This is a genomic window from Pseudomonas sp. Pseusp16 (assembly GCF_047324915.1).
In the GTDB taxonomy this organism is placed as follows: domain Bacteria; phylum Pseudomonadota; class Gammaproteobacteria; order Pseudomonadales; family Pseudomonadaceae; genus Aquipseudomonas; species Aquipseudomonas fluorescens_CD.
In genome coordinates this window covers 4881319-4893603 of sequence record NZ_CP168522.1, presented here as the reverse complement: position 1 = coordinate 4893603, position 12285 = coordinate 4881319, and the positions used below count along the sequence as shown (strand labels likewise).

At 61.1% G+C, this 12285-nt stretch carries 10 protein-coding genes; 3 read left to right on the top strand and 7 right to left on the bottom strand.

Annotated features, from left to right (window positions below; all coding sequences use genetic code 11):
• Window positions 1-87: 87 nt before the first annotated feature.
• From ACEN8Q_RS22180 to ACEN8Q_RS22170, 3 genes are read left to right on the top strand one after another with little or no spacing between them, the layout of a single operon-like run.
• Window positions 88-1191, top strand: coding sequence for an efflux RND transporter periplasmic adaptor subunit (locus ACEN8Q_RS22180; protein ID WP_413425079.1), 1104 nt, complete (start codon window positions 88-90; stop codon window positions 1189-1191).
• Window positions 1188-2252, top strand: a complete 1065-nt coding sequence (locus ACEN8Q_RS22175) for an efflux RND transporter periplasmic adaptor subunit (RefSeq protein ID WP_413425077.1) — start codon at window positions 1188-1190, stop codon at window positions 2250-2252. The genes ACEN8Q_RS22180 and ACEN8Q_RS22175 overlap by 4 nt, the downstream gene beginning before the upstream one ends.
• Window positions 2249-5299 (top strand): efflux RND transporter permease subunit, encoded by a 3051-nt coding sequence (locus ACEN8Q_RS22170; protein ID WP_413425075.1) that lies wholly within the window; start codon window positions 2249-2251, stop codon window positions 5297-5299. The genes ACEN8Q_RS22175 and ACEN8Q_RS22170 overlap by 4 nt, the downstream gene beginning before the upstream one ends.
• Before the next feature lie 119 nt (window positions 5300-5418).
• On the opposite strand, the gene ACEN8Q_RS22165 is transcribed toward ACEN8Q_RS22170, so the two are convergent.
• The 7 genes from ACEN8Q_RS22165 to ACEN8Q_RS22135 all read right to left on the bottom strand — a co-directional run bounded on the left by ACEN8Q_RS22165 (window position 5419) and on the right by ACEN8Q_RS22135 (window position 12262).
• Window positions 5419-6045: a class I SAM-dependent methyltransferase gene (locus tag ACEN8Q_RS22165; protein ID WP_413425073.1), complete on the bottom strand. Its 627-nt coding sequence runs from the start codon at window positions 6043-6045 to the stop codon at window positions 5419-5421.
• 157 nt (window positions 6046-6202) lie between these two features.
• Window positions 6203-6559, bottom strand: coding sequence for a DUF6124 family protein (locus ACEN8Q_RS22160; protein WP_413425071.1), 357 nt, complete (start codon window positions 6557-6559; stop codon window positions 6203-6205).
• A 464-nt stretch (window positions 6560-7023) separates the two neighbouring features.
• Window positions 7024-7668, bottom strand: coding sequence for a methionine ABC transporter permease (locus ACEN8Q_RS22155; RefSeq protein WP_007972909.1), 645 nt, complete (start codon window positions 7666-7668; stop codon window positions 7024-7026).
• Window positions 7658-8779 (bottom strand): methionine ABC transporter ATP-binding protein, encoded by a 1122-nt coding sequence (locus ACEN8Q_RS22150; protein ID WP_413703741.1) that lies wholly within the window; start codon window positions 8777-8779, stop codon window positions 7658-7660. Before ACEN8Q_RS22150 ends, ACEN8Q_RS22155 begins: the two co-directional genes overlap by 11 nt.
• A gap of 2 nt (window positions 8780-8781) precedes the next feature.
• The gene (locus tag ACEN8Q_RS22145) at window positions 8782-9591 is read right to left on the bottom strand and encodes a MetQ/NlpA family ABC transporter substrate-binding protein (RefSeq protein ID WP_102670668.1); all 810 of its coding nucleotides are present in this window, start codon (window positions 9589-9591) and stop codon (window positions 8782-8784) included.
• 119 nt (window positions 9592-9710) lie between these two features.
• On the bottom strand, window positions 9711-11069 hold the full coding sequence (locus tag ACEN8Q_RS22140) for an LLM class flavin-dependent oxidoreductase (protein WP_413425065.1): 1359 nt from the start codon (window positions 11067-11069) through the stop codon (window positions 9711-9713).
• Window positions 11069-12262 carry an SfnB family sulfur acquisition oxidoreductase gene (locus tag ACEN8Q_RS22135; protein ID WP_413425063.1) on the bottom strand — a complete coding sequence of 398 codons (1194 nt, stop codon included), beginning with the start codon at window positions 12260-12262 and terminating at the stop codon, window positions 11069-11071. Before ACEN8Q_RS22135 ends, ACEN8Q_RS22140 begins: the two co-directional genes overlap by 1 nt.
• Window positions 12263-12285: the final 23 nt, after the last annotated feature.

Here is a 12285-nt window from a genome sequence, read left to right as displayed (position 1 = left end):
TCTTTCTTCATAAGACGCACGTGCAAGGTTGAAATCCTGTTCTAAGCTCTCTGTCGAGTTGTCCACAAAAAAGGCCAAGGAGTTTGCATGGCGGTTCCCGGACTGAAAGTACTAATGGCCTTGAGTGTCGTCACCCTGCTAACGGCGTGCGAGGAGAAAAAACCCGTGCAGGAATACCTGCCGCGGGTGTTCGTACAAATCGTCAAGCCAACGGATTACGCCGCCTCGGTCACCCTCACCGGCGATATCCAGGCGCGGGTACAGACGGAACTGTCTTTCCGTGTGGGCGGCAAGATCATCCAGCGCTCGGTTGACGTCGGTGATCGCGTGACCGCCAAGCAAGTGCTCGCCCGGCTCGATCCCAAGGATCTGCAGGCCAGTGTCGACTCGGCCCAGGCGCAAGTGGTCGCCGAACAGGCGCGGGTGAAGCAGAGTGCGGCGGCGTTCGTGCGTCAGCAAAAACTCTTGCCCAAGGGCTACACCAGTCAGAGCGAATATGATTCGGCCCAGGCTGCCTTGAACAGTAGCCAGAGTGCCTTGAGCGCTGCCCAGGCGCAGTTGGCCAATGCCAGGGATCAGTTGAGCTATACGGCGCTGGTCGCCGATGCGCCGGGGATCATTACCGAACGCCAGGCGGAAGTCGGTCAGGTGGTGCAGGCGACGATGCCGGTCTTCAGTCTGGCCCGGGACGGCGACCGGGATGCCGTGTTCAACGTCTATGAATCGCTGCTGGCCCATAAGCCGAAGGATCAGACCATTGTCCTGAGTCTGGTCGACAACCCCGCCATCAAAACCACTGGCACCGTACGTGAAGTCACCCCGTCGGTATCGGCGCAATCCGGCACCGTGCAGGTCAAGGTCGGCCTCGACAAACTGCCCGAGGGCATGCAATTGGGCTCGGTGGTGAGTGCCACGGCCAGGGGCTCGGGCAAGGCGGCCATCGAGCTGCCGTGGTCGGCGCTGACCAAGAACATCAGTAAACCTGCGGTCTGGATTGTCGACGACAAGGGCAAGGCCCAGTTGCATTCGGTGACGGTCGGCCGCTACCTGACCGGCAAGGTCATCATCAGCGACGGGTTGAAGGAAGGGGACAAAGTCATCGTCGCGGGCGGGCAGTTGTTGCACCCGGACATGGAAGTCGAGATTGCCGAAAACACCTACAAGGATCTGACCTGGGGAGCCAAGCCATGAAGCCTTTATGGGCGTTGTCCATCGGGCTGGTGCTGAGCGCCTGTTCCAAAAGCGAACCACCGCCGGCACCGGTACGGCCGGTGCTGTCGATCAAGGTCCAGACCTTGAATGAAGAGGACCTGGGCCGCTTCGCCGGCAGTATCCAGGCACGCTATGAAAGCAATACCGGGTTCCGCGTGGGCGGGCGAATCGCCAGTCGTAACGTCGATGTCGGCGCCGAGGTCGAGAAGGGGACGTTGCTCGCCACCCTCGATCCTTCCGATCAGCAGAACCAATTGCGTTCGGCTCAGGGTGATCTGTCGAAAATCCAGGCGCAACTGATCAACGCCAAGGCCACTGCCCAGCGTCAGCAAGCCTTGTTTGACCGTGGGGTTGGTGCGCAAGCGCAACTCGACGCGGCCAACACCGACCTGAAAACCACCCAGGCCTCCCTCGATCAGGCCCGGGCCGCCGTCAACCAGAGCAAGGACCAACTGGGCTACACCGAGTTGCGCGCCGATCATAAAGCCGTGGTCACCGCGTGGAGCGCCGAGGCCGGGCAAGTGGTCACGGCCGGCCAGCAAGTGGTGACCCTGGCGCAACCGGACATCAAGGAAGCGGTGATCGACCTGCCCGATACCCTGGTTGATCAACTGCCCAAAGATGTGGTGTTCCTGGTCGCGGTGCAACTTGATCCGAGCATCAACACCACGGCTGTCATCCGCGAAATCGAGCCTCAGGCTCAAAGCGCCACGCGCACTCGTCGCGCCCGCCTGACCCTGGCTGAAACGCCAGTCGGCTTTCGTCTGGGCACGGCAATCAGCGTCACCTTGAGCTCGGCGATCAAGCCGCGCATCGAGTTGCCTGTCACCGCGCTGCAGGAGGTGGATGGCAAGCCGCGCATCTGGGTGATTGATGCACAGAGTAAAACCGTCTCCCCCCGTGACATCACCGTGATCAGCCGCACCGGCAACACCGTGGTGCTGGCCGGCGGCGTGAAGAACGGCGAGCGGGTGGTCAGTGCCGGTGTCAACAGCCTCAAGCCGGGGCAACAAGTGAAAATCGACGAGGACAGTCAATGAAAGGGCCTTTCAACCTCTCGGAATGGGCCCTCAAGCATCAGTCGTTCATCTGGTATCTGATGTTCGTCGCGTTGCTGATGGGTGTGTTCTCGTACTTCAACCTTGGGCGTGAAGAAGACCCTTCGTTCACCATCAAGACCATGGTGATCCAGAGCAAATGGCCGGGGGCGACCCAGGAGGAAACCCTCGAGCAGATCACCGACCGGATCGAGAAAAAGCTCGAAGAGCTCGACTCCCTCGACTACGTGAAAAGTTACACGCGCCCAGGCGAGTCCACGGTGTACGTGTACCTGCGCGACACCACCAGTGCCAAGGACATCCCGGAAATCTGGTACCAGGTGCGCAAGAAGATCAACGACATCAAGTACCAGTTCCCGCAAGGCATACAGGGGCCGTCGTTCAACGACGAGTTCGGTGACGTCTTCGGGTCGATCTACGCCTTTACCGCTGACGGCCTGACCATGCGTCAGTTGCGCGACTACGTGGAACAGGCCCGCATGGAAATTCGCGGCGTGCCGGGGCTGGGCAAGATCGAGATGGTCGGCCAGCAGGACGAAGTGCTGTACCTGAACTTCTCCACGCGCAAACTCGCCGCGCTGGGCATAGATCAGCGTCAGGTGGTGCAGAGCCTGCAAACCCAGAACGCCGTGACCCCGGCAGGTGTCATCGAGGCCGGGCCGGAGCGGATTTCGGTGCGGACATCGGGGCAATTCGCTTCGGAGAAAGACCTGGCCGAGGTCAACCTCAAGCTCAACGACCGCTTTTATCGTCTGGCCGACATCGCCGAAATCAGCCGTGGCTACGTCGATCCGGCCTCGCCGGAATTCCGCTTCAACGGCAAGCCGGCCATCGGCCTGGCGATCGCCATGCAGAAGGGAGGCAACGTCCAGGCATTCGGCAAGGCCTTGCATACCCGTATCGACGAGTTGACTGCCGACTTGCCGGTCGGTGTCGGCATCTACAACGTCTCCGACCAGGCCGTGGTGGTGGAGGAGGCCGTTGGCGGCTTTACCAGCGCGTTGTTCGAGGCGGTGGTGATCGTGCTGCTGGTCAGCTTCGTCAGCCTTGGCGTGCGCGCCGGGCTGGTGGTGGCGTGCTCGATCCCGCTGGTGCTGGCGATGGTCTTCGTGTTCATGGAATACAGCGGCATCACCATGCAGCGGATTTCCCTCGGTGCACTGATCATCGCCCTCGGCCTGCTGGTGGACGATGCGATGATCACCGTGGAAATGATGGTCACGCGCCTGGAATTGGGCGAAACCAAGGAGCAAGCGGCGACCTTCGCCTACACCTCCACGGCGTTCCCGATGCTCACCGGTACGCTGGTCACGGTGGCGGGCTTCGTGCCGATCGGCTTGAACGCCAGCTCCGCCGGCGAGTACACCTACACCCTGTTTGCGGTGATTGCCTGTGCGATGCTGGTGTCATGGGTGGTGGCGGTGCTGTTTGCGCCGGTGATCGGCGTGCACATCCTCAGCACCAACGTGAAACCCCATGAAGGCGAACCCGGGCGTATCGGCAAGGCGTTCAACGGCGGGCTGCTATGGTGCATGCGCAATCGCTGGTGGGCCATCGGCATCACCGTACTGTGCTTTGTACTGGCGGTGTTTGGCATGCGCTACGTGCAGAACCAGTTCTTCCCGTCTTCGGATCGACCGGAAATCCTCGTGGACCTGAACCTGCCGCAAAACGCCTCGATCGACGAAACCCGCCGGGCTGTCGACCGACTCGAGGCCACGCTCAAGGACGATCCGGACATCGTGCGCTGGAGCACTTACGTCGGTCAGGGCGCCATCCGCTTCTACCTGCCACTGGACCAGCAACTGCAAAACCCGTTTTACGCGCAGTTGGTGATCGTCAGCAAAGGCCATACCCGCGAGGCCATGATGCAGAAGCTTCGCGAGCGCTTGCGCAACGACTTCGTCGGCATCGGCAGTTATGTCCAGGCACTGGAAATGGGCCCGCCGGTAGGGCGTCCGATCCAGTACCGGGTCAGCGGCAAGGACATCGACCAAGTGCGCCGACATGCCATCGACCTGGCCACCGAGCTGGACAAGAACCCGCACGTTGGCGAGATCATCTACGACTGGAACGAGCCGGGCAAAGTCCTGCGCATCGACATCGCCCAGGACAAGGCGCGGCAGTTGGGGCTGTCTTCCGAGGATGTGGCCAACCTGATGAACAGCATCGTCAGCGGCCAGTCGGTGACCCAGGTCGATGACGACATCTATCTGATCAACGTGGTCGGGCGTGCGGTGGATTCCGAGCGCGGAACACCGGAAACCCTGCAGAACCTGCAAATCGTCACGCCTGGCGGCACGTCGATTCCACTGCTGGCGTTCGCCACGGTGCGCTACGAACTGGAACAGCCGCTGGTGTGGCGTCGCGATCGCCTGCCGACCATCACCATCAAGGCGGCGATACGCGACGAGATCCAGCCGACCGACCTGGTGAGAATCCTCAAGCCGTCCATCGACGATTTCGCTGCCAAATTGCCGGCGGGCTACAAGGTCGCCACCGGTGGTACGGTGGAGGAAAGCGGCAAGGCCCAGGGACCGATTGCCAAGGTTGTGCCGCTGATGCTGTTTTTGATGGCGACCTTCCTGATGATCCAGTTGCACAGCGTGCAAAAGCTGTTCCTGGTGGCCAGCGTCGCGCCGCTGGGGCTGATCGGCGTGGTACTTGCGCTGGTGCCTACAGGTACGCCAATGGGCTTCGTGGCGATCCTCGGGATTCTGGCGCTGATCGGTATCATCATCCGTAACTCGGTGATCCTGGTGACCCAGATCGAGGAGTACGAGCAGAAGGGCTATACGCCGTGGGACTCGGTGGTGCAGGCCACCGAGCATCGACGTCGGCCGATCCTGCTGACCGCGGCAGCGGCGAGCATGGGGATGATCCCGATTGCCCGGGAAGTGTTCTGGGGGCCGATGGCCTACGCCATGATCGGCGGGATCGTCATCGCCACCTTGCTGACGCTGCTGTTTTTGCCGGCGCTGTATGTGGCCTGGTACAAGATTCGCGAGCCGAAGAAAGAGGTGCAGTAAGGGCGAGCGCTTCGCGCTCTATTCGCGAGCAAGCCCGCTCCCACAGGGTTCAGCGCAATCCCTGTGGGAGCGGGCTTGCCCGCGAAGACGTCAGCACAACCACCGCAAATCTGCGGGCTTTACACCTTGCGCCAGACACTCGCCAACCAAGGCTGCTGCTCTCGCGGCAGCCCTGCCGGCCGGTAGTAATGCTCAAGCTCCACAAACCCCGCCTCGATCAACAATTGCTGCCAGGCCGCCAGGTCGTGGTACGACCCATAACGCGGCCCGTTCCAGCCTTCCTGATTCTCGCCACGGGGATTGGAACTGAACAACACGCCACCCGGTTTCAACGCTCCCCGCAACTGCTTCAACACCCGTGGCAATTCCTGGCGCGGAACATGAAACAGCGCCGCATTGGCAAAGATCCCGTCGAAACGCTCGGCCGGCAGATCGAGCTTCAGGAAGTCCTGTTGCCACACCTCGCAACCACTGTCTTCACGGGCCAACTGCGCGAGTTTTTCCGAGCCGTCGAGGCCGACTGCCTTGTGGCCCATGCGGGTGAACGTCTGCAAATCCCGGCCCGGTCCACAGCCAAAATCGAGAATGTCGAATGGCGCCTCGCCCTGAATGTGCCGTAACAGCGCATCAATGTTCTGGCTGACATCGTGATCGCGGGTTCCTTCACGGAAGCTTTCGGCGACCGCGTTGTAGTGGCCCAGGGTGGTGGAGGTGATCTGTTCGAGGTCGTCGGGTGTTTGTTTCATGGTTGGCTGCGCAGGCAAGTGGGATGGGTCGAATATACGCCATCGGTTGGGTGGCTGCTTTGCAGCCATTCGCGAGCAAGCCCGCTCCCACAGGAGTACGCAGTCAACTGTGGGAGCGGGCTTGCTCGCGAAGGCGGTGGAACTGACAACAAATGACTCAGCCTTTTTTCATCCCCAGACATTCAATGGAGTGGTCCACCATCGCCTTGGCAATCTCCAGCAGATGCCAGATCGAGAACACCATTGCACGATCAGCCCCCTTGAGTTGATCGCCACACTGATACGCCGTGACTGAAGCGCAACGCAGCAGATCGGCAACATAGAGCTGGGTGTCTTCGAAGCTCACGTCTTTGCTGACGTTGTAGAAGCGCAGTTCATCGGGCGCTGAGGGTTGCTTGCCGGTGAGGTGGAAATCAATGGCGCGGTAAAGCGAGGATCGATCCCTGAGCGGGTCTTCGGTGATGGTTTCGTTGTCGGGATTTTCGGGAGGTGGATCGGGAACGGATTTCTTCATTGGTAAAACTCCTGGAATTAATTGGAGCCAACCGATATCGCGACTAAACGAATAGGGGTGGCGGCTGCACGCAGGTTAGTCGACCGGTCTCCAGGCAATACCGGCGCACCCGAGGGTGCCCTGCGCACAGCCACCATAACTTTCAGGTAATAAACACCTGACACGAGGTGGCGCTGTGCGCCTGGAAAGATCCGGGCGACTAAACCCGATCACTGATGAGCAGTGACGGGCCGAGACTAGCCACCGGATTTGGCAGGCGCAAGCGAGCGAAATGATCTAGGAAATGTCCTGCAAAGGAAAGGGAACAGGCCTTCGGAAACGCTGATTTCTTTGTACGAAATATCACCAGGATCGCCACTCCTGTAGGAGCGAGCTTGCTCGCGAAAAGCCTGAGGGCGCCACGGGGAATCAGGTTCCCCGCGTTATCGTTGACCTCCATCGCGAGCAAGCTCGCTCCTACAGCGTTAGCGTTTATTCAACCCCCGCGCCAACCGATCACCCCCCAACTGAATCACCGCCACCAACGCCACCAGCAGCACAATCACCGTCAGCATGATCTGGCTATCAAAGCGCTGATACCCATACCGATACGCAATGTCCCCCAACCCACCTGCACCAATCGCCCCGGCCATGGCCGAGGAGTTGATCATCGTCACCAGGGTGATGGTGAACCCGCCGACAATCCCCGGCAGGGCTTCCGGCAACAACACATGCCAGACGATGTGCCAACGCCGGCAGCCCATGGCTTGCGCCGCTTCGATCAGTCCGTGATCGACCTCGCGCAAACTCACTTCAGCGATCCGCGCAAAGAACGGTGTAGCCGCGATGGTCAACGGCACCACGGCCGCCCAGACGCCGTAAGTGGTGCCGACAATAAGCCGCGTGAACGGAATCAAAGCGACCATCAGGATCAGGAAAGGCACCGAGCGGAACAAGTTCACGAATGCGCCCAGCGCGCGGTTCAGCGCCGGGGCTTCGTAGATGCCGCCCTTGGAACTGGTGACCAGGATCACAGCCAGCGGAATGCCCGCCAACAGCGCGATCAACGACGACACGCCGACCATCAGGAACGTGTCGATAAAACCCTGCAGCAAGCGATCAAACCACATAACCCAGTACCTCCACCTGTTGCGCCCAATGGCCGGCGCGTTGACGCAACTCTTCGGCACTGAGGGATGAGCCCGCCACCGACAGCAGCAGTTGCCCAAGCGCATGGCCCTGAATCCGTTCCACGCCGCCCTGCAGCAAGCGCACTTGGCCACCGAGCGCACTGAACAATGCCGCCAGGTCCGGTTCGTCGCGTTGGCTGCCGGTGAACTGCAAGCGCAGGACCACGGCGGCATCGGCGGATGTCGCTTGCGCCAACAGACGGCTTTGCAGCTCTGGCGGCAATGCGTGTTGCAATGGCGCCAGCAGCGTCTTGCTGACCTCATGCTGTGGATTGCCGAAGACTTCCCACACCGGCCCTTGCTCGACGATTCCGCCGTGTTCGAGCACGACCACCCGATCACAGATCTCGCGGATCACCGCCATCTCATGGGTGATCAAAACGATGGTCAGGCCCAGGCGCCGGTTGATCTCGCGCAGCAGGCCGAGGATCGATTGCGTGGTCTCCGGGTCGAGTGCCGAGGTGGCTTCGTCGCACAGCAGGATCTGCGGGTCATGCACCAGCGCCCGGGCAATGCCCACGCGCTGTTTCTGCCCGCCGGACAATTGCGCCGGGTAAGCCTTGTGTTTGGCCTGCAAGCCGACCAGTTCCAGCAGTTCACGGACTTTCTGCTCGCGTTGTTCCTTGGGCACGCCAGCGACTTTCAGCGGCAGTTCGACGTTCTGCCAAACGGTCTTGGCCGACATCAGGTTGAAGTGCTGGAAGATCATGCCGATGCGCCGACGCAGCGCCACCAGGCGGTCTTCGTCGAACTCGCCGATGTCCACCTGATCGATCAGCACCCGACCGCTGCTCGGTTGCTCCAGGCGATTGATGGTACGGATCAGCGACGACTTGCCGGCGCCGCTGCGGCCGATGATGCCGAACACTTCGCCGCGCTGGATTGCCAGGTCGATGCCGTGCAGGGCAGCCACCGGCCCTTGCTGGCCGTTGTAGGTCTTGCCCAGGCCGATGAAGCGGACGTGGGCATGGTTCAGCTCGGGATGCAGCTCGGTGCGTTCGGCACTTTGCGGCTCTGGAATCTCCAGTCGCCGTTGGATGGCGGCGGTCATGCTCAGCTTTCCCAGCCGGCTTGATAGAGCTTGCCGTGAGCTTTATCCAGCGCGGCGCGCACAGCGGGTGAGTGCTGGTAGATATCGACGAACTTGATCAGGCGCGGGTCGGTTTTGCTCTTGGGCTGGATCACGAACTGAATCACGTACTCCTTGTGATCGAGGCCATCGAACAGCAGCGCGGAGCCCGCATCGAAGGTTTTCGACAAGCGAATGTAGGCCGGGTAGCCCTGCACCAGATCGGCATCGTCATAGGCTCGCACCAGTTGTACGGCTTCGACCTGGAGGATCTTGATGTGCTTCGGGTTGGCGATGATGTCTTCTTCGGTGGCCTTGTAGCCGACGCCGGGCTTGAGGGTGATCAGCCCGGCCTTGGCCAGTAGCTGCAAGCCACGACCGCTGTTGATCGGATCGTTGGCGATGGCCACGCTGGCGCCTTGCGGCAGTTCGTCGAAGCTTTTGTATTTTTTCGAATAGAGGCCGACGTTGTTGATGATCCCCGGCGCGAAAGGCACCAGGTCGAAACCCGAAGCGGCCTTGGCGTTTTCCAGGAACGGGATGTGCTGGAAGTAGTTCACGTCGATGTCGCCGGCGGCGAGGCTGACGTTCGGTGCGATCCAGTCGGTGAACTCCACCAGCTCGACTTTCAGGCCTTGTTTGGAGGCCTCTTCGACGGCCGCTTCCAGGGGAATGGCGAAGGCGGCGGTGGTGCCGATTTTCAGCGGCGCGTCGGCGGCGAATGTCACCGAGCTGAACAGGCCGAGGGCCAGGGCCAGTGCTTTGACTGGGTGAGAGAGGTAGTGCTTTTTCATGATGAGTTTTCCAGTCAGTGCATTGATTTTTTGGTGTCTGGTGGGGCCTCTTCGCGAGCAAGCCCGCTCCCACATCTGGAATGCATTCCCCTGTGGGAGCGGGCTTGCTCGCGAAGCTTTTAGCGGCGGTAAGCCGAGCCGGTATGTTGCTCAGGCAAAAACGCCTCTCGCTGAAACAGCTTTTGACGCAAGGTGCCGCTGTCGTACGCCGTCTTGTACGACCCCCGCCGCTGCAACTCGGGAATCACCAGTTCAATGAAATCCTCATAGCTTTCCGGCGTGACGATGCGGGTCAGGTTGAAGCCATCCAGCCCGGTTTCGGCGATCCACGATTCCAGCTCATCGGCCACCTGTTCCGGGGAACCCACTACGGTGATGTAGCGACCGCCGAGGGCGTGTTGTTCGAGCAATTTGCGCCGGGTCCAGTCGTTGTTTTGCAGGTGTTTGGTGGCGGACTGGATCGCGTTGCTCTTTACGTACTGGATCGGTTCGTCGATTTCATACTGAGAAAAATCAATCCCGGTGGACGCCGAAAAATGCGCCACGCCGGCTTCGGCACTGGCGTAGCTCAGGTATTCGGCGTGCTTGGCCCAGGCCAGGTCTTCGGTGGCGCCGACGATCACATTCAGGCCCATGAACACCTTGATGTCCTCGGGGTTGCGTCCGGCGGCGACGGCGCTGGCGCGCACCTTGTCCACCTGCGCCTTGGTCGATGCCTTGGTCTGGCCGCTGATGAACACGCACTCGGCATGGCGCCCGGCGAACAGCAAGCCGCGATCCGAGCTGCCGGCCTGGAACAGCACCGGCGTGCGCTGCGGCGAGGGTTCACACAGGTGATAACCCTCGACCTGATAGAACTCGCCCTTGTGCTCGACCTTGTGCACTTTCTCAGGCTGCGCGTAGATCCGCTGCTGTCGATCGTTCAGCACCGCGCCGTTTTCCCAACTGCCTTCCCAGAGTTTGTAGAGCACCTCCAGGTACTCGTCGGCCTGGTCGTAGCGACGGTCATGCTCGACCTGTTCGCTCAGGCCCATGGCTTTGGCGGCGCTGTCGAGGTAGCCGGTGACGATGTTCCAGCCGACCCGGCCACGGCTCAGGTGATCCAGTGTCGACAGGCGTCGGGCGAACAGGTACGGCGCTTCGTAGGTGAGGTTGGCGGTCAGGCCGAAACCGAGGTTTTTCGTCACCGCGGCCATGGCCGACACCAGCAGCAGCGGGTCGTTGACCGGCAACTGGATCGACTCTTTCAACGGCACGTCCACCGAGTTCTGATAGACGTCGTAGACCCCGACGATGTCGGCGATGAACAGGCCGTCGAACAGCCCGCGCTCCAGCAACTGCGCCAGTTCGGTCCAGTATTCGAGGGTGTTGTACTGAGTCGAGTTATCTCGCGGATGGGTCCACAGACCATGGTTGATGTGCCCGATGCAGTTCATGTTGAACGCGTTGAGCAGGATCTTCTTTTTAGTGGCAGCCATCAGATGGTCCCCCGCAGTGGCGGGTTTTCATCGTTGAGGTAGTAATTACCTACGGCGTGGTACTTCCAGCGCACCGGATCGTGCAGGGTGTGCACCCGGGCGTTGCGCCAGTGACGGTCGAGGCTGTGTTCGATCAAGGTCGCCTGGCTGCCGGCCAGTTCGAACAGCGTGCTGCCGGCGGCCAGGGAGATTTCTGTGCTGATGGCGCGGGCTTCGGCGACGGCAATCGACGCGGCCGCGACGGTCTCGGCATGGGTGTCGGCCTGGGCCTTGTCGAGGTATTCGCCCGCACGCTCCAGCAGCGCCTCGGCGGCGTGCAGGCGAATGCTCAGGTGGCCGAAGCTCTTGAGGGTCAGCGGATCGTCCGTGGCTTTTTCGTGGGTAGCGTCGATCCATGGCCGGGTTTTCGTGCGCACGAAGTGCAGCGCATCTTCGTACGCGGCGCGGGCGATGCCAGTGTCGATGGCGGCATGGAGGATCTGCGCCAGTGGGCCAACCGTGGTAGGGCGCTCGAAGGCGCTTTGAAAGGGGATCACATCGTCAGCGGCAACAAACACATCTTCAAATACCACTGAGCCGCTGCCGGTGGTGCGCTGGCCGAAGCCGCTCCAGTCGTCGATCACACTCAGGCCCTTGCTGTTGCGCGGGACGAACGCCAGTTGCTGCACGCCATTTTCATCCACCACCGAGGTGGGAATGCGCTGGGCGTAAATCGCGCCGGTGGCGTAGAACTTGCGACCATTGATGCGATAGCCGCTGCCGTCGCGGGTCAGGCTGGTGACGCGATCGTGGGCGGTTTTGGTGCCGAGTTCGGCCAATGCATTGCCGAAGCGCTGGCCGGCCAATACTTCGGCATAAAGACGTTTTTTCTGCTCGTGGTTGCCGTTCACCCGCAGCACTTCGAGGGCATAAAAATGGTTTTGCGGGATTTGCCCAAGCGAGCCGTCGGCCTGGGCAATCAATGCGATGACCTTGGCCAGGGTGACGTTGGAAGCGCCGGCGCCGCCATACTCTTTCGGCACGCTGATGCCCCACAGGCCCGAGCGGGAAAACACTTCCAGCTCCGGGTGTGGCAAGCGGCGCTCGCGGTCGCGCAAGGCGCTGTCGCGTTTGAAGTCTTCGGCCAGGTCGCTGGCAATGATCAGGGCTTGTTCATCGCTGGTGATGACCGCGACGTGCTGATAATTTGTCATGTTGTTCTCCAGATGTCTGGTCG